The 17,371-nt window shown below is 68.2% G+C and carries 17 protein-coding genes; 12 read left to right on the top strand and 5 right to left on the bottom strand.

Going from position 1 to position 17,371, the window contains the following annotated elements; all coding sequences use genetic code 11:
* The first annotated feature begins 155 nt into the window (after positions 1–155).
* The 4 genes from hflK to BLQ49_RS18280 all read left to right on the top strand — a co-directional run bounded on the left by hflK (position 156) and on the right by BLQ49_RS18280 (position 4,633).
* A complete protein-coding gene (gene hflK, locus BLQ49_RS18295; RefSeq protein ID WP_091718226.1) occupies positions 156–1,334 on the top strand; it encodes an FtsH protease activity modulator HflK in 1,179 nt (392 codons plus the stop codon).
* Complete coding sequence (gene hflC, locus BLQ49_RS18290; RefSeq protein WP_091718224.1) at positions 1,331–2,296, top strand: protease modulator HflC; 966 nt, start codon at positions 1,331–1,333, stop codon at positions 2,294–2,296. Before hflK ends, hflC begins: the two co-directional genes overlap by 4 nt.
* 109 nt (positions 2,297–2,405) lie before the next feature.
* Positions 2,406–3,950 carry a DegQ family serine endoprotease gene (locus tag BLQ49_RS18285; RefSeq protein ID WP_091718222.1) on the top strand — a complete coding sequence of 515 codons (1,545 nt, stop codon included), beginning with the start codon at positions 2,406–2,408 and terminating at the stop codon, positions 3,948–3,950.
* Between the two features lie 143 nt (positions 3,951–4,093).
* Complete coding sequence (locus BLQ49_RS18280) at positions 4,094–4,633, top strand: coiled-coil domain-containing protein (RefSeq protein WP_091718219.1); 540 nt, start codon at positions 4,094–4,096, stop codon at positions 4,631–4,633.
* Between the two features lie 4 nt (positions 4,634–4,637).
* On the opposite strand, the gene serB is transcribed toward BLQ49_RS18280, so the two are convergent.
* Positions 4,638–5,531, bottom strand: a complete 894-nt coding sequence (gene serB / locus BLQ49_RS18275) for a phosphoserine phosphatase SerB (protein WP_091718217.1) — start codon at positions 5,529–5,531, stop codon at positions 4,638–4,640.
* Between the two features lie 14 nt (positions 5,532–5,545).
* Here serB and miaA point away from each other — a divergent pair, with 14 nt between their 5' ends.
* Positions 5,546–6,463, top strand: a complete 918-nt coding sequence (gene miaA / locus BLQ49_RS18270) for a tRNA (adenosine(37)-N6)-dimethylallyltransferase MiaA (protein WP_091718215.1) — start codon at positions 5,546–5,548, stop codon at positions 6,461–6,463.
* A gap of 73 nt (positions 6,464–6,536) precedes the next feature.
* Here the strand turns inward: miaA and BLQ49_RS18265 are convergent, their stop codons facing one another.
* From BLQ49_RS18265 to BLQ49_RS18255, 3 genes are read right to left on the bottom strand one after another with little or no spacing between them, the layout of a single operon-like run.
* Positions 6,537–7,424 (bottom strand): NAD(P)-dependent oxidoreductase, encoded by an 888-nt coding sequence (locus tag BLQ49_RS18265; protein WP_280140988.1) that lies wholly within the window; start codon positions 7,422–7,424, stop codon positions 6,537–6,539.
* A gap of 13 nt (positions 7,425–7,437) precedes the next feature.
* Positions 7,438–8,928: a monocarboxylate uptake permease MctP gene (gene mctP, locus BLQ49_RS18260; protein WP_091718211.1), complete on the bottom strand. Its 1,491-nt coding sequence runs from the start codon at positions 8,926–8,928 to the stop codon at positions 7,438–7,440.
* Positions 8,918–9,115: a DUF3311 domain-containing protein gene (locus BLQ49_RS18255; protein WP_091718209.1), complete on the bottom strand. Its 198-nt coding sequence runs from the start codon at positions 9,113–9,115 to the stop codon at positions 8,918–8,920. The genes mctP and BLQ49_RS18255 overlap by 11 nt, the downstream gene beginning before the upstream one ends.
* 216 nt (positions 9,116–9,331) lie before the next feature.
* On the opposite strand from BLQ49_RS18255, the gene BLQ49_RS18250 reads away from it, so the two are divergent.
* The 7 genes from BLQ49_RS18250 to BLQ49_RS18220 all read left to right on the top strand — a co-directional run bounded on the left by BLQ49_RS18250 (position 9,332) and on the right by BLQ49_RS18220 (position 16,568).
* Positions 9,332–11,392, top strand: a complete 2,061-nt coding sequence (locus tag BLQ49_RS18250; protein WP_091718207.1) for a carbon starvation CstA family protein — start codon at positions 9,332–9,334, stop codon at positions 11,390–11,392.
* Between the two features lie 4 nt (positions 11,393–11,396).
* The gene (locus BLQ49_RS18245; protein ID WP_091718205.1) at positions 11,397–11,615 is read left to right on the top strand and encodes a YbdD/YjiX family protein; all 219 of its coding nucleotides are present in this window, start codon (positions 11,397–11,399) and stop codon (positions 11,613–11,615) included.
* A 70-nt stretch (positions 11,616–11,685) separates the two neighbouring features.
* Complete coding sequence (locus BLQ49_RS18240) at positions 11,686–11,958, top strand: BrnT family toxin (protein ID WP_091718203.1); 273 nt, start codon at positions 11,686–11,688, stop codon at positions 11,956–11,958.
* Complete coding sequence (locus tag BLQ49_RS18235) at positions 11,951–12,265, top strand: BrnA antitoxin family protein (protein ID WP_091718201.1); 315 nt, start codon at positions 11,951–11,953, stop codon at positions 12,263–12,265. The genes BLQ49_RS18240 and BLQ49_RS18235 overlap by 8 nt, the downstream gene beginning before the upstream one ends.
* A gap of 169 nt (positions 12,266–12,434) precedes the next feature.
* On the top strand, positions 12,435–12,635 hold the full coding sequence (locus BLQ49_RS18230) for a DUF3606 domain-containing protein (RefSeq protein WP_091718199.1): 201 nt from the start codon (positions 12,435–12,437) through the stop codon (positions 12,633–12,635).
* Positions 12,636–12,718: 83 nt separating this feature from the next.
* Positions 12,719–13,153, top strand: a complete 435-nt coding sequence (locus BLQ49_RS18225; protein WP_091718197.1) for a tellurite resistance TerB family protein — start codon at positions 12,719–12,721, stop codon at positions 13,151–13,153.
* Positions 13,154–13,295: 142 nt separating this feature from the next.
* Positions 13,296–16,568, top strand: a complete 3,273-nt coding sequence (locus tag BLQ49_RS18220) for an efflux RND transporter permease subunit (RefSeq protein ID WP_091718195.1) — start codon at positions 13,296–13,298, stop codon at positions 16,566–16,568.
* 214 nt (positions 16,569–16,782) lie between these two features.
* On the opposite strand, the gene cynS is transcribed toward BLQ49_RS18220, so the two are convergent.
* Entirely contained in the window at positions 16,783–17,271 is a 489-nt protein-coding gene (gene cynS, locus BLQ49_RS18215; protein WP_091718192.1) for a cyanase, read from the bottom strand.
* Positions 17,272–17,371: the final 100 nt, after the last annotated feature.

The following is a 17,371-nucleotide window of genomic DNA, read 5'->3' as shown; positions in this document are numbered from 1 at the left end:
GATGCGCCCGTGCAAGTGCTTAGGCCTCCGCTCGGGCCGGATCGCAGCGCGATCTGCCGGACGGCCGGGACTAGGCGGGCGAGCGTGGCCGTTCAGGCAAGGGGCGCTGACCGGCACATCGGTCGGGCGCGGACAGGCGGGAGACGACGGCTAGGATGCCTTGGAGCAATCAGAGCGGCGGCGGAGGCCCCTGGGGCCGGCCCGGCGGCAACGGCGGTGGTGGTGGTCCGTGGGGCAACGGCGGCAAGACTCCGCCGAACCTCGAGGATCTGCTCCGCCGCGGGCAGGACCGGCTGCGTGGCCTGATTCCGGGCGGCGGCGGTTCCGGCGGCTATGGCGGGGGCGGATCGACCGGCCTCGGCGGCGGCCGCAGCGCGGCGGTGATCGCGGCGCTCGCTGTGGCGGTCTGGCTCGCCACCGGCTTCTACACCGTCTACCCGCGGCAGGTCGGCATCGAGACGATCTTCGGCCGCTATGTCGGCACCAAGGGCGAGGGCCTGCGCTACAACTTCCCCTATCCGATCGGCGGCGTGGTCAAGCCGGATGTCGGCTCGCAGAACTCGATCCAGATCGGCTTCCGCTCCGGCCCCGGCGGCCAGGGCCGCAACCGCGACGTGCCGGACGAGAGCCTGATGCTCACCGGTGATGAGAACATCGTCGATCTCGACTTCGAGGTGCAGTGGCGGGTCAACCCGCTGAAGGCCTCCGACTTCGTGTTCAACCTCCAGAACCCGGAGGGCACCATCAAGGCGATCTCCGAGAGCGCGATGCGCGAGGTGATCGGCCGCCGCAACATCCAGGCGATCCTCACCAACGAGCAGTCGAGCATCGCCCAGGAGGTGAAGGAGATGGTCCAGAAGGCGCTGGACGAATACGGCGCGGGCGTGCGCATCGAGGTGGTGCAGCTCGTCTCGGTCAACCCGCCGCCGGAGGTGCGCCCCGCCTTCATCGACGTGAACGCCGCCCAGCAGGACGCCGACACGGCGCAGAACGAGGCCAAGACCTACGCGAGCCGCGAGGTGCCGCAGGCCCGCGGCAAGGCGTCCCAGATCGTCCAGCAGGCCGAGGCCTACCGGACCAAGGCGACGGCCGACGCCACCGGTCAGGCGGCGCGCTTCAGCGAGGTCTACGCCTCCTACAAGGCCGCCCCGGCGATCAGCCGCGAGCGGATCTTCCTGGAGACGATGGAGAAGGTTCTGGGCTCCGTGAACAAGGTGATCATCGACCAGAACGGCACGCAGCCCGGCACCGCGACCGCGGCCGGCGTGCTGCCGGTGCTGCCGCTCTCGGAGTTCGGCGCCCGGGCCCAGACCCAGACGGGGGCCGGCCGATGAAACAGGCGCTCCGCACCGGCCTGATCGCGGTCGCCGCGATCGTCGCGATCGGGCTCTACGCCTCGATCTTCACCGTCGGCCAGATGCAGCAGGCGCTCGTCCTGCAGTTCGGCCGCGTCCGCGCCGTCCTCAACGCCACCGGCGAGGACAAGCCCGGCCTCTACTTCAAGATCCCGTTCATGGAGAACGTGGTCATCTTCGACAAGCGCGTGCTCGACCTCGATCTGCCGGTGCAGACGGTGCTGACCGCCGACCGGCAAAACTTGGAGGTCGACGCCTTCGCCCGCTACCGGATCCTCGATCCGCTGCGCTTCTACCAAGCGGTGGGCAATGTCGGGCTGGCCAACCAGCGGCTGGCCAGCTTCACCAATTCCGGCCTGCGCAACGTGCTGGCCCGCTCGACGCGCGACGCGATCGTCAAGACCGAGCGCGGCGAGCTGATGCACCAGATCCAGGAGGACGTGAACCGGCAGGCCAAGTTCCTGGGCATCGAGATCGTGGATCTGCGCATGACCCGCGTCGATCTGCCCGCGCAGAACTCGGCCGCCGTCTACAAGCGGATGAAGACCGAGCGCGAGCGCGAGGCCGCCGACATCCGCGCCAACGGCGACCAGATCGCCGCCACGATCCGCGCCAAGGCCGATCGCGAGGTCACGGTGATCCTGGCCGAGGCGACGCAGAAATCCGAGCAGCTGCGCGGCCAGGGCGACGCCGACAAGAACCGGATCCTCGCCGAGGCGTTCGGTAAGGATCCGGACTTCTTCAGCTTCTACCGGTCGATGCAGGCCTACGAGGTGGGGCTGAAGGGATCCGACACGCGTCTGGTGATCAGCCCGAACACGGACTTCTTCCGCTACTTCAGCGACCCGCAGGGCCGGGCCGCTGCGGCAGCGTCGCGTCCGCCCCGCGGGCCGGCCGATCCGAGCGCGACCACCGGGTCCACCGCGGGCGCCCCACGCTGAGCGTGTTGGTGCCCCGGCACCCGGGAACTATCTTGTGCGACAACACGCGGACCCTGATCTCCGGTCGGGGATCCGCGGAGCCGGAAACGCGGTCTTGAAGAGGTCGATCATGCACCCCGTCGCGCGCCCCCCCGAGGCGCCCTTCGGCCGCGCCAAGGCGCAGCCCCGTTCCCGCGCCCGCAGCCTGATGGCGGCCGTCCTCGTCGGCGCCTCCATGGCGACGGCAGCCCTGCCGGTCCCGGCCTTCGCCAAGGGACCGGCTTCGCTGGCCGACCTCGCCGAGCAGGTGACCGACGCGGTGGTGAACATCTCGGCCTCCACCACGGTCGAGGCGCGCGGCGGCCGCGCCGGGCCGCAGGTGCCCCCGGGTACCCCGTTCGAGGATCTGTTCGAGGAGTTCTTCAACCGCCGCGGCGGCCGCGGCGGCGGAGGAGGGGGCGGCGACGGGGATGCACCGCGGACCCAGCGCAAGTCCAACTCGTTGGGCTCCGGCTTCATCATCGACGCCGCCGGCCTCGTGGTGACCAACAACCACGTCATCGGCGACGCCAATGACATCCAGGTCATCCTGCACGACGGCACCAAGCTGAAGGCCGAGATCGTCGGCAAGGATTCGAAGATCGATCTCGCCGTCCTGCGGGTGAAGCCCCCGGCCGATCATCCGCTCAAGGCGGTACCGTTCGGCGATTCCGACAAGATGCGGCCGGGCGATTGGGTGATCGCCATCGGCAACCCGTTCGGCCTCGGCGGCTCGGTCTCGGCCGGCATCGTCTCGGCCCGGGGCCGGAACATCGAGTCCGGACCCTACGACAATTACATTCAGACCGACGCGGCCATCAACAAGGGCAATTCGGGCGGTCCGCTGTTCAACATGGACGGCGAGGTGATCGGCATCAACACCGCGATCCTGTCGCCCACCGGCGGCTCGGTCGGCATCGGCTTCGCGGTGCCCTCCGATACGGCGAAGCCCGTGATCGACCAGCTGCGCGACTTCGGTGAGGTCCGCCGCGGCTGGCTCGGCGTGCGCATCCAGAACGTCGATGACGCCACCGCGGAGGCGCTGAACCTGAAGGGCGGCGCGCGCGGCGCCCTTGTGGCCGGCGTCGACGAGAAGGGTCCGGCCAAGACCGCCGGTATCGAGGTCGGCGACGTGATCCTGAAGTTCAACGGGACACCGGTGAAGGCCTCCGGCGACCTGCCGCGGATCGTGGCCTCCACCCCGGTGGGCCAGAAGGTCGACGTGGTCGTCATGCGCAAGGGCGAGGAGGTGACGAAGCCCGTCACCCTCGGGCGCCTTGAGGACAGCGACAAGCCGCAGCCCGCCAACCTGCGGCAGCCGGAGCCCGAGAGCGCGACCCGTCAGGCGCTCGGCCTCAACCTGTCCGGTATGACCGACGATCTGCGCAAGAAGTATTCGATCAAGGACACCGTGAAGGGCGTGGTCGTCACCCGCGTCGACCCGAACTCGACGGCGGCCGACAAGCGGATCCAGCCCGGAGAGGTGATCGTCGAGGTCGGCCAGGAGTCGGTGAACAGCCCGGCCGACGTGACCAAGCGGATCGACGCGTTGAAGAAGGACGGGCGCAAGTCTGTCCTCCTGCTGGTGGCGAGCGCCACCGGCGACGTGCGCTTCGTGGCCCTTGGGCTCGACTGAGCGGCATCATCGGACGAAGGATCTCAGGCCGTCGCTTCGCGAGAAGCGGCGGCCTTCGCGCGTCTGCGAGCGCCGATTGACGTCGCGCCGCGCGGCGGCACACTGATGCAGCGAGTCGGTGTGGCTCGGACGATCTTGGACAGATGACGGCCGTCGCTTTCGATACCCTGAAGTTCGCCCGCGCGCTGCGGGAGAAGGCTAAACTGTCGCCCGAACAGGCGGAGGGCTTGGCGGACGCACTTGTTGACGTCCTCGACAGCAACCTCGCTACAAAAGCCGATATCCGCGAGCTGCGAGCCGATATTCAGGTGGTCCGCGGCGACATCGAAGCCCTGAAAATCCAGTCCCGTGCCGACATAGAAGCGCTTCGGCTCGCGACCCAGGGGGACATCGAGAGCCTTCGCGTAACGACCAAGGCCGACAGCGATAATCTCCGGCTTTCGACCAGCTCAGATATCGAGGCACTTCGCCTTTCGACCACGGCCGGCCTTGAAGGTCTACGTGTGGAGACCAAAGCAGGACTGGACGGGCTGCGCCTCGAAACAAAGGCCGAGATCGAAGCGGTAAAGGGCGCGATCGCCGCCGCGAAGGTCGAGACGGTGCACTGGCTGGTTGGGGCGATCGGCTTTCAGACGCTGGCGGTGCTGGGCGCCGTGGTGGCTCTGACCCGGACCCTCCACTGAGCGCTCACCCCACGAACTCCGCCGCTGCGTAACCCTGCAAGTACAGGAGCGCCGTAAGATCGCCGTGCTCGACGCGGACCTGTGCCGCGGCGGCGACTGCCGGCTTCGCCCGGAACGCCACGCCGAGGCCGGCCTCGGCCAGCATGTCGAGGTCGTTGGCGCCGTCACCCACCGCGAGTGTGTCCGCCGGGCCGAGGCCGAGCGTGCCGCGGTGTTCGATCAGCGTGGCGCGCTTCTCGGCCTTGCCGACGATCGGATCCTCGACGGTGCCGGTCAGGCGGCCGTCCGCCACGCCGAGCACATTCGAGCGGTGCTCGTGAAAGCCGATCATCGCGGCGATCGGGCCGGTGAACAGGGTGAAGCCCCCCGAGACGAGGCAGGTCTGGGCACCGTGTGCTCGCATCGTCCGCACCAGGGTGGGGCCGCCCGGCGTGAGGCTCAGCCGGTCGGCGATCAGCCCGTCGATCGCTCCAACCGGAATGTCCTTCAGCAGCGCCACGCGCTCGCGGAGCGCCGGCTCGAAGGCGATCTCGCCGCGCATCGCGCGCTCGGTGATCGCCGCCACGTGATCCTTGAGGCCGAGCGTCCCGGCGAGCTCGTCGATGCATTCCTGCTCGATCATGGTCGAGTCCATGTCGGCCAGGAACAGGCGCTTGCGCCGATGCGTGTTGGCAGGCAGCACGGCGAGGTCGATGGGCTCACCGGCGAGGGCCGTCCGAAGCGTGTCCGTGAGGGCCGCCGCGGCGGCGGGCTCGCCCGGGACCAGCAGCTCGGCTGCGACCTCCCCGTGCAGGATCCGGGGCTGATGCTCCGTCCGCAGCACGGCGCGGGTCTCCGCCAGCACCGCGTCGGTGATGGACGGCCGATCGGGGTTTGCTATCAGGACCGCGACCAGCATCGTGGAGGTTCGCCTTGCCAGACCGGGAAGAGGCCGGGGGGCGCCCGGCGGCGATCCTCATCGCAGGGCCCACCGCGTCGGGCAAGTCGGCGCTCGCCGCCCGGCTGGCGGAACGCCAGGGCGGCGTGGTGATCAACACCGATTCCATGCAGGTCTACGCGGATCTGCGGTGCCTGACCGCCCGGCCCGATCCCGATGAGGAAGCCCGGGTGCCCCACCGGCTCTACGGCCATGTCGACGGCGCGGTGAACTACTCCGTGGGGCACTTCGCGCGGGATGCGGCGGCGTTGCTCCAGAGCCTCGACGGGCGGTTGCCGGTCTTCGTCGGCGGCACCGGCCTCTATTTCCGGGCACTGGAGCAGGGCTTTTCGGAGCTTCCGCCCGTGCCCGAAGCGGTGCGCACCCAGGTGCGGGACGCGGCGGAGGGCCGTCCAACGGAGGCGCTGCACGCCGACCTCGCCCGGCACGATCCTGAGGGGGCAGCGCGCCTGCGCCCGAGCGACCGGATGCGGGTGATGCGCGCCCTGGAGATCTTTTTCGCTACGGGCCGCCCGATCGCCAGCTTCTACGGCGATCCCGTTCCCGGTCCGCTGGCGGGCCGGCCTCTCCAAAAGATCTTCCTGGCGCCCGACCGTGAACAGCTGCGCGCCCGCATCGACGCTCGGTTCCGAACCATGATCGCGGAGGGTGCGCTGGATGAGGTTGGCCGCCTATGGGCGCGAAAACTCGATCCGATGCTGCCGGTGATGCGGGCCCACGGCGTGCCGGGCCTGATCGCCCATCTCGACGGGGTGATGAGCCTCGAAGACGCGATCACCCGGGGGCAGGCGGATACGCGCGCCTACGCGAAACGCCAGTTCACGTGGTTCCGCCACCAGATGGGGGACAGCTGGCGCTGGATGGATCCGGAGGCGGCGGGGGCCGAGCTGTGAGCTTGCCGCATCTCTCCCTCTCTCGCAGAGGGGAGAGATGCGGGGATTGTTTCGCAACGCGCGAAAAGAGCGCTCAGCGCTCCAGCCGCGCCACGAGGCTCGACGTATCCCAGCGGTTGCCGCCCATGGCCTGCACCTCGGCGTAGAACTGGTCCACCAGCGCCGAGACCGGGAGCTTCGCGCCGTTGCGGCGGGCCTCGTCGAGCAGGATGCCCAGGTCCTTGCGCATCCAGTCGACCGCGAAGCCGAAGTCGAACTTGCCCTGGTTCATGGTCTTGCCGCGGTTCTCCATCTGCCAGGAGCCGGCGGCCCCCTTGGAGATCACGTCGAGCACCGCCTCCACGTCGAGGCCGGCCCGCTTGGCGAAGTGGACGCCCTCCGAGAGGCCCTGGACCAGACCGGCGATGCAGATCTGGTTGACCATCTTGGTCAGCTGGCCGGACCCCACCGGGCCCATCAGCCGGCACGCCCGGGCGAAGGATCCGATCGCGCCCTCGACCTTGGCGTAGGTCGCCGCGTCGCCGCCGCACATGACGGTGAGCACGCCGTTCTCGGCGCCCGCCTGGCCGCCGGAGACCGGGGCGTCGATGAAGCCGACACCCTTGGCCTCCGCGGCCGCGGCGAGTTCCCGGGCGACCTCGGCCGAGGCCGTGGTGTGGTCCACGAAGATCGCGCCGGGCTTCATGCCGGCGAGCGCTCCGTCCTCGCCCAGCACGACGCTGCGCAGGTCGTCGTCGTTGCCGACGCAGGCGAACACGATCTCGGCGCCCTCGACGGCCTGCCGGGGCGTGGGCGCGAAGGCGCCGCCGTAGGTCTTCACCCAGGCTTCCGCCTTCGGCGTGGTCCGGTTGTAGACCGTGACGTCGTGGCCCCCCTTCTTGGCGAGGTGGCCCGCCATCGGGCCGCCCATCACGCCGAGGCCCAGGAATGCGACCTTCGCCATTGTGCTCTCCTCAAACAGGGTTCCGGGGGGCTCAGCGCCCCGCCGCGACGGCCGTATTCCGGCCGCCCAGGCTCAGCGCCGCGTTCACCACCACCGCCACGACGATGTTCACGGCGAGCGCCAGCAGCCCGGTGTAGAGCGTGAGCTTCGCGTCGCCGAAGGTCAGGCTGTGCAGGGGCTTCAGGCCATCCGACCACGCGATGATGCTGCCGGCCACGAAGCCGACCGCCCAGCCCGCCAGCAGCGCCGGCGCACGGAACCACGAGCCGTAGAGGCCGAACACCAGGGCCGGCAGGGTCTGCAGGATCCACAGGCCGCCGAGCAGCTGGAGATCGAGGGCGAACTGCGTCGGCAGGACCAGGATCGCCACCAGCGCGCCGATCTTGACCAGCATCGAGGTGATCTTGGCGACCTGCGCCTCGCCCGACGGGGTGACGTTCGGGTTGACGTAGGCCTTCCAGACGTTGCGCGAGAACAGGTTGGCCGCGCCGATCGACATCACCGCCGCCGGCACCAGGGCGCCGATGGCGATCGCCGCGAAGGCGAAGCCCGCGAACCAGCCCGGGAACAGGGTCTTGAACAGGGCCGGCACGACGTCGTTGTTGCTCGTCACCTTCAGGCCGGCCGCGTGGCCCATGTAGCCGAGCATCGCGAGCAGGCCGAGGAGCAGCGTGTAGGCCGGGAGCAGCACCGCGTTCTTGCGGATCGTGTTGCCGCCCGAGGAAGCGAAAATGCCGGTCAGCGTATGCGGGTACATGAAGGCCGCGAGCGCCGAGCCGAGCGCCAGCGACGCGTAGGGCAGGACCTGCGCCGGGCTCAGCAGGATGCCGCCCGAACCCTTGGCCTTGAAGGCGGCGTCGGCCGCGTCGAACACCGCGCCGTAGCCGCCGAGCTTCGACGGCACGATCGCCACCGCCACCAGCACCACGACGTAGATCATGATGTCCTTGACGAAGGCGATCAGCGCCGGCGCCCGCAGGCCCGACGAGTAGGTGTAGAAGGCCAGCACCAGGAAGGCGAGGATCAGCGGGATCTCGCCGTGCAGGCCCAAAGCCTTGATGGCCACCTCCATGCCGATCAGCTGGAGCGCGATGTACGGCATGGTAGCGATCACGCCAGTGAGCGCGACCGCGAGCTCCAGCGTCCGCGAACCGTAGGTGCCGTACACGACGTCGCCCGCCGTGACGTAGCCCTTGTCCTTGGCGGCCTGCCACAGGACCGGCATCACCGCAAAGACGAACGGGTAGACGATGATCGTGTAGGGCAGCGCGAAGAAGCCGTAGGCGCCCACCGCGTAGACCAGGGCCGGCACCGCAATGACGGTATAGGCGGTGTAGAAGTCGCCGCCGATCAGGAACCACGTGATCCAGGTGCCGAACTTGCGCCCGCCGAGGCCCCACTCGTCGAGATGGGCGAGCGTCTCGGGCCGGCGCCAGCGGGCGGCCACGAAGCCCATCACGGTTACCAGCAAGAAGAAGAAGACGAAGACCGACAGCGCCGGGATATCGAGATCAGCGGTCATCGCGCACGGCCCGGTAGACGACGTAGAGGATCAGCGAGGTCAGCGGCACCCAGGCCAGCTGGTACCAGTAGAAGAACGGGAAGCCGAGCAGCACCGGATCGTGCTGGTTGTAGAACGGCACCCAAAGCAGCCCCAGGAAGGGCAGCAGCAGGAGCCACATCAGCGGCGAGCGGCGTCGGGATTCCATCGGTGCGGCCCGGATGAGTAAGACAGGTCCGCCACGAATGTCCGTTGTTACACGGAGCGTTCATCGTGCGGTCTGAAGCGCTGCATCACAGTTCGGATCGCTTGCGTCAACGGGAGACGGATAGGATAAACCAGTCCTGTCGCACGGGATCCACGAATCCCGGCCGGAGGCTCGGGGGAGCCGTCCGAGCTCAAGGCGGCACTCTGGGAGGGAACGATGGGTACGGCGCTCGGCAGGCATGGGCCTTGGGCCCTGGTAGGCGCACTCGGCGCCGCGGCGCTGGCGATCGTGGCGAGCCAACGGGGCGAAACGATCAACGCCCTCTGGATCGTGGTCGCGGCCGTCTGCGTCTACCTGATCGCCTACCGCTATTACGCGAAATTCATCGCCGACAAGGTGATGCGCCTCGACCCCAAACGTGTGACGCCCGCCGTGCGCCACAATGACGGGCTCGACTACGTGCCTACCAACCGCGGCGTGCTGTTCGGCCACCATTTCGCGGCGATCGCGGGGGCGGGGCCGCTGGTCGGCCCGGTGCTGGCCGCCCAGATGGGCTACCTGCCCGGCATGCTCTGGATCCTGGCCGGCGTGGTTCTCGCCGGCGCCGTGCAGGACTTCATGGTCCTGTTCGTGTCGATGCGCCGGGACGGCCGCTCCCTCGGCGAGCTGATCCGGGCCGAACTCGGCACGATTCCCGGCATCATCGCGTTGTTCGGCACCTTCCTGATCATGGTGATCCTGCTCGCGGTGCTCGCGCTGATCGTCGTCAAGGCGCTCGCCGAGAGCCCCTGGGGCACCTTCACGGTGATGTCGACGATCCCGATCGCCATGCTGATGGGCGTCTATTCCCGCTACATCCGCCCCGGAAAAATCGGCGAGGTCTCGATCCTGGGCTTCGTGCTGCTGATGTTGGCGATCGTGGCCGGCGGCTCGGTCGCGTCGAGCCCGGTCTGGGGCCCGGCCTTCACCTTCACCGGCCCGCAGCTCTGCTGGATGCTAATCGGTTACGGCTTCGTGGCTTCGATCCTGCCGGTCTGGCTGCTGCTCGCCCCGCGCGACTATCTGTCGACCTTCCTCAAGATCGGCACCATCGTCGGCCTCGCCCTCGGCATCGCCTTCGTCGCCCCGCACATGCAGATGCCGGCGATGACCAAGTTCGTGGACGGCACCGGCCCGGTCTGGGCGGGCAGCCTGTTCCCGTTCCTGTTCATCACCATCGCGTGCGGCGCAGTCTCGGGTTTCCACGCGCTGATCTCGTCGGGCACCACCCCGAAGCTGATCGCCAGCGAGTCGGATGCCCGCTTCATCGGCTATGGCGGCATGCTGATGGAATCCTTCGTGGCGATCATGGCCTTGGTCTCGGCCTGCGTGATCGACCCGGGCGTCTACTTCACCATGAACTCGCCCGCGGCGCTCATCGGCACCACGCCGGAGACGGCGGCCGCGGCCGTGAGCAAGCTCGGCTTTGCCACGACACCCGAGATCATCACTCAGACCGCCGCGGATGTTGGTGAGCGCACCATCATCTCGCGCGCCGGCGGCGCGCCGACGCTCGCGGTCGGCATGGCCCACATCATCTCGTCGGCCATTGGCGGCAAGGCTATGATGGCCTTCTGGTACCACTTCGCGATCCTGTTCGAGGCTTTGTTCATCCTCACGGCTGTGGATGCGGGGACGCGCGCCTGCCGGTTCATGGTGCAGGATCTCGTCGCGCTGGCGGTGCCTTCGTTCAAGAACACCACGTCGTGGGGGCCGAGCATCGCGGCCACCGCCATCTCGGTCGGCGCCTGGGGCTACTTCCTCTACCAGGGGGTGACCGACCCGCTCGGCGGCATCAACACCCTGTGGCCGCTCTTCGGCATCTCGAACCAGATGCTGGCCGCGGTGGCGCTGACGCTCTGCACGGTGGTGATCTTCAAGATGAAGCGCGAGCGCTACGCCTTCGTGACCATCATCCCGACCGCGTGGCTGTGCCTGTGCACCCTCACGGCCGGCTGGCAGAAGATCTTCTCCGCCGACCCGAAGATCGGGTTCCTGGCCCATGCCGAGCGCTACGCGGGGGCCGCCGCGGAGGGCAAGATCCTGGCGCCCGCCAAGAACGCCGACCAGATGAGCCAGATCATCCTGAACGACCGGATCGACGCGGTGCTGGCGGCCCTGTTCATCGGCCTCGTCATCGCCATCGCGGGCTTCGGCATCGCCGCCTGCCTGAAGGCGTGGCGCGCCGATCGTTGGACCGCGCTGGAGACCGAGCCGCGCCTGGTCGCGGCGGAGTAGGGCGATGCAGCAGCCGAACCTGCGGGACCGCCTCCGGACGCTGTCCAAATGCGTCTGCGACGGCGCCCGGCTGATGGTGGGGCAGGGGGATTACGCGGCCTACGCCGAGCATATCCGCCGCACCCATCCCGACCGGGCGCCGATGACCGAGGTGGAGTTCTTTCGCAATCGGGAGAACGCCCGCTTCGGGGTGGGCAATACGTCCGGCTTCCGCTGCTGCTGATTCTCGAGGCCGTCGCAAATCGTAGCTACGATCTGATTGACCGTTCGCGGTCCGGATCGTAGCTGAAGGCATGCGCGTTGTCTGGGACGAGTCGAAGCGGGGGATCAATCTCGCCAAGCACGGCCTCGATTTCGCGGATGCGCGCGACCGCCTCCTATTCGAGGATTCGGTAGTCGTTCCGTCCTATCCAGGACCGGACGGTCGGCCCCGCTTCGTGGCGATCGGTGTGCTCGATGGGCTCCTCGTCGCGGCGGTGATCGCGCCACTGGGAACGGAGGCGCTGTCACTGATCAGCCTGCGTCCGGCAAGCCGCGCGGAACGGAGGATCTACGAGGATGCCTAAGCTCGATCTGCCGCTGATTACCGATGCCGACGAGGCACGCATTCAGGCCGGCATCGCGGACGACCCGGACAATCCCGAGGTCACCGCGGAGCAGGCTAGGGCTGCGCGACCTTTTGCTGAGGCCTTCCCTGAACTGGCAGCCAATCTACGTCGCTCCCGCGGGCCGCAGAAGGCACCGACCAAGCAACTCGTGAGCCTGCGCCTCGATGCCGAGACCGTCGCGGCATTCAAGGCCACGGGCCCGGGCTGGCAGGGTCGGATGAACGACGCCCTGCGAGCCGCCGCCCGTGTCCTCCGCACTGGGTAAGGGCTAAGAGCAGAGCGCATCTGTCCCGACCGCACGCCGCAATCGCGAGAATGCTCGCTTCGGGGTGGGCAATACGTCGGGCTTCCGCTGCTGCTGATCGGACCCTATCGGCCCCGGCCGGCGTTTGTCACGCCGGGGGCCATTAGCCCTCGCGAGTCGCGGAGGGCCGATGGTCGACGAGAGCGTGCAGGATCCGACCGAGCCCAGGGCTGTGAACGTCGCCCATGCCTGGGAACGGGCCTACTGGGCGCGCCGGTTCATGGTGCCGGTGGAGCAGGTCGAGGCCGCCGTGGCGGAGGTCGGCGACGAACCGGCCCGCGTGGCGGCCCATCTCGGACGGGACTGGCCGGGGCACGAACCCGCCACCTGAGGCCGGCATCCCCGGGGCAAGCTCGGCTGCATCTTGACTCGGCGGCCACAATATCCGCCACTTCAGGCTGGACGGGAGTCGGCATGAGCATTTTCCAGGACGCCATCCTTCGGTTCGGCCGCACGATCATGTCGTATGCGGGCGATGCCGTTTTCCTGCAGTCGGCGGTCTCGTCCGCCGCCAACGTCATCGTGGCGGATGGCGATGTGGCCGAGGAGGAGATCGAATCGGCGATCAGCGGAATCCGCGCCAACCCGATCCTCGAGAAATCCTACGACACCCTGCGGGTCGAACAGGAGCTCTACGAGGCGATCGCCCGGGCCAAGACCCGGGCCGGTCGGCTGGAGAACCTGCGCCTCGTCGGCGCCATCGCGGAGCGGCCGATCGAGCAACGGCAGGACGTGTTCCTGATCGGCGCCGACGTGGCCGACATCGACGGGATCAGCACCGTCGAGCACACGGCGCTCGACGAGATCGCCGCAGCCCTGCAGGTCGATAAGTCTGCGCTGCTGCGCTGATCCGGCCCGCCCCGACGCCGCCCTGCGGCGACACGGCCCGCACCTTGCCTGCCCCGGACGTGATAGCGAAACAGTCCGGGTGTAACGGCTAGCCGCTACACAACGCGGAGTTGCCGGCCCCGCGCCGGCCGGCGGAGACGGCATGGGCCTCGTCCTCTACGCGCTCAAGTTCCGGATCACGACCTACGTGCTCGCGGTGCTGATGATGTTCGGCGGCATCGGCGCGATCGTCGTCATGCCCAAGGACGTGCTGCCGGTCGTCGATATCCCGGTGGTCGTGGTGGTCTGGACCTATACCGGCCTGTCCGCGCCGGAGATGGAACAGCGCATCACCACCTATGCCGAGTATGGCATCTCCAACAACGTCAACAACATCCGCCGTGCCGAATCGACGACCCTCCAGGGCACGGCGGTGCAGCGGATCTACTTTGACCCCTCGGTCAGCCTCGATCTCGCGATCGCCCAGGTGGTCTCCTCGACCAACTCGATCCGCGCCGTGATGCCCCCCGGCACGCAGCCGCCGGTGATCGTGCGCTATTCCGCCTCCTCGGTGCCGGTGATCCAGCTCGCCCTGACCTCGGCCAAGCAGAGCCTCAACGAGGTCTACGACTACGCCCAGTACCGGATCCGCCAGACGCTCGCGCAGGTGCCGGGCTCGACCCTGCCGTCGCCCTTCGGCGGCGCGCCCCGGCAGATCATGGTCGATCTCGACCTCAACGCCCTCCAGGCGCTCGGCCTGACGCCGCTCGACGTCACCAACGCCATGACGGCCCAGAACCTGACCGTGCCGTCCGGCCTCGCCAAGATCGGCGAGCAGCAATACCCGGTCCAGCTCAACGCCACCCCGCCCTCGATCGAGACCCTGAACCTCGCGCCCATCAAGGTGGTGGCCGGCCAGCCCATCCTGATCCGCGACGTGGCCTATGTCCGCGACGGCGGCCCGCCGCAGGTCAACGTGGTCAGCGCCGACGGCCAGCAGGCCGTGCTGATGCAGATCATCAAGAACGGCACCGCCTCGACGCTGAACGTCGTCAACAACGTCAAGGCCGCGATGCCGACGATCCGCGCGGCGGCCCCCGAGGGGTTGTCGATCAAGCAGCTGTTCGACCAATCGGTCTTCGTCTCGAACGCCATCGAGGGCGTGCTGCACGAGGCGCTGACCGCCGCGGCCCTGACCGGCCTCGCCATCCTGCTGTTCCTCGGCTCCTGGCGCTCGACCATCATCGTGCTGATCTCGATCCCGCTCTGCGTGATGACCTCGCTCGCCGTGCTGGCGGCGCTCGGCGAGACCATCAACGTGATGACGCTGGGCGGCCTCGCGCTCGCGGTCGGCATCCTGGTGGACGACGCCACGGTGGCGATCGAGAACACCTACCGGCTGTTCGAGGAGGGTGAGGAGTTCCGCGAGAGCGTGGTCCACGGCGCCGCCGGCATCGCGAAGCCGGCGCTGATCTCGACGCTGGCGATCTGCGCGGCCTTCACGGCGGTGTTCGCGCTCACCGACACGCCAAAATACCTGTTCACCCCGCAGGCGCTCGCGGTCGTGTTCGCGATGCTGACCTCCTACCTGCTGTCGCGCACCCTGGTGCCGCTGCTGATCGACGTGATCGTGGCGCCGGAATACCGGCAGAAGCACGCCAAGGACCGGGACCAGCAGGAGCCGCCCCGCCGCGGTCGGATTGCCCGCGCCGTCGGCGTCGTCGGGGCGCCGGTCATGCGGCTTTCCGGCTGGATTCACGGCCACTTCGAGCGCGGCTTCACGCGCTTCCACCGGGGCTATGTCGGCCTGCTGCATGCGGTTTTACGCCACCGGATCGTGACGCTCGGCCTCGTCGGCATCGTGCTCGGGATGACCGGCGTGCTGTTCGTCTTCGTCGGGCAGGACTACTTCCCGCAGATCGAGGCGAGCCAGATGACCATGCATCTGCGCACCCGCACCGGCATGCGCATCGAGACCACCCGGCAGGTCTTCGCCGAGATCGAGGGCACCGTCCGCGCCATCATCCCGCCGAACGAGGTCGACCAGATCCTCCAGAACATCGGCCTGCCGTCGAACAACTACAACTTTGCGTTCTCGGACGGCTCGTTCGTCTCCTACAACGACGGCCAGATGCTGATCAGCCTGAAGGATGGCCACGGCTCGGTGGCGGGCTACACCAAGCGCCTGCGGGACGTGCTGATGAAGCGCTTCCCCGACGTAACCGTGTATTTCCAGCCCGCCGACATGATCACCCAGATCCTGAACTTCGGCGTCATCACGCCGATCGACGTGCAGGTCTCCGGCCGGCACAAGGAGAAGGATCTCGAGGTCGCCCAGCGCATCGTCCAGCGGCTGAAGCACACCAAGGGCCTCGTCGACGTCCACCTGCAGCAGATCGTCAACGAGCCGCAATTCTACGTCGACGTCGACCGGCGCCTCGCCTCCGAACTCGGGCTCACCGAGCAGCAGGTGGCGCAGAACATGAACATCTCGCTGTCGGGCAGCTATCAGGTCACGCCGAACTTCTGGCCCGATCCGAAGACCGGAATCCCCTACCAGCTCTGGGTGCAGACGCCCGAATACCGCAACAGCTCGCTCACCGATCTGCGCAACACGCCGATGTTCGTGCGCGCGGCCGCGACTTCGGGCTCAGGCCCCGGCGTGCTGACGCTGCTCTCCAGCCTCGCCGACCTGCGCCGGACGCCGACGCAGACCATGATCAGCCACGTCAACATCCAACCGACCTTCGACATCTACGCGGCGGTGCAGGATCGCGACCTCGGCTCGGTGGCGCGGGACATCGACGCGATCGTGCAGGACGAGCAGAAGAACCTGGAGGCACCCGACAAGATCGCGGTGCGCGGGCAGATCGAGAACATGCGCTCGGCCTTCTTCCGCCTGGAGATCGGCCTCGGCATCGCGCTGATCGCTGTCTATCTCCTGATGGCGGTGAACTACCAGAGCTGGGGCGACCCGTTCGTGGTGATCGCCGCCCTGCCGATGGCGTTCTGCGGCATCACCTTCGCGCTGTTCATCACGGGAACCGCCTTCTCGATCCCGTCGATCTTCGGGGCGATCATGTCGGTGGGCATCGCCTCGGCGAATTCTATCCTGCTCGTGACCTTCGCTAAGGAGCACCGGGAGGCGACGGGCTGCAGCGCCCTGGAGGCGGCGATCACCGCGGGCGAGACCCGGCTGCGCCCGGTGCTGATGACCGCCTCGGCGATGTTTTTGGGACTGATCCCAATGGCGCTCGGCACCGGCGAGGGCGGCGAGCAGAACGCGGCGCTGGCCCGCGCGGTGATGGGCGGCATCGCCTTCGCGACGCCGGCCACGCTGCTGCTGGTGCCGTTCCTCTACGTGTTAATGCGGAGCGGGCCGGCACAGCCGGTGCAGGATTACCTGGAGCCGGAGGGGCAGCCGGCGGCGGCATAGGGCACCGAGACGTGCGCCGCACGTCCCTCCCCCCTCTGCGGGGGAGGGTGGCCCGCGAAGCGGGGCGGGAGAGGGGAGCGACGGTGCAGGATCAGGCTGAGACCTTCACGACGGTCGCGCCCTTTTCTGAGCCCGGGTTCCCCTCTCCCGACCCCTGCTGACGCAGGGGCCACCCTCCCCCCGCAAAGGGGGGAGGAGGAGTCCCTTTGCTCGCTCAGCCCTCCTTGAAGCCATATTCCGGCGTGTCGTCGTCGTTGCCGTAATACTTGTACGGCAGGAACTTGCCCGACATGGTGAGCTTCACGCGGTCGCCCTTGTTGTTGGCCTCCCGGGCCATCTCCATGTTGAAGTCGATCGCCGACATGATGCCGTCGCCGAACTCCTCCTGAATCAGCTCCTTGAAGGTTGTGCCGTAGACCATCACCAGCTCGTAGAAGCGGTAGATCAGCGGATCGGTGGGCGGCATGGACGGGATCGAGCCCCGGTAGGGCGCCTCGTTGAGCATCCGCTCCTCGGCCGCATTGAGCCCGAACAGCTCGGCTGCCCGCTTGGCTTGAGCCTTGGGTAGCTTCATCTGGCCCATGCAGGCCGCGGTGATCAGGAACGGCGACAGGCCGCCGATCGCGTCGTGGATGTGCTTCCAGCTCCAGCCCTTCTCGCGCTTGATGTCGAGAAGCTTCTCGGTGAGGTCCTCACGCTTCATCGTTTCCTCCTTGCCTGATAATTCAGCCGGATTGCGGCAGCCCGGACCGGCGATGTGGCCGCGCCGCTTTGGCAAGCCGTATGCCAAACGTGGCCGCGGG

It is taken from the genome of Methylobacterium phyllostachyos (assembly GCF_900103445.1).
Taxonomy (GTDB): Bacteria; Pseudomonadota; Alphaproteobacteria; order Rhizobiales; family Beijerinckiaceae; genus Methylobacterium; species Methylobacterium phyllostachyos.
Note: the sequence above shows the minus strand (reverse complement) of the source record. Positions and strands in the feature narration are given on the sequence as shown.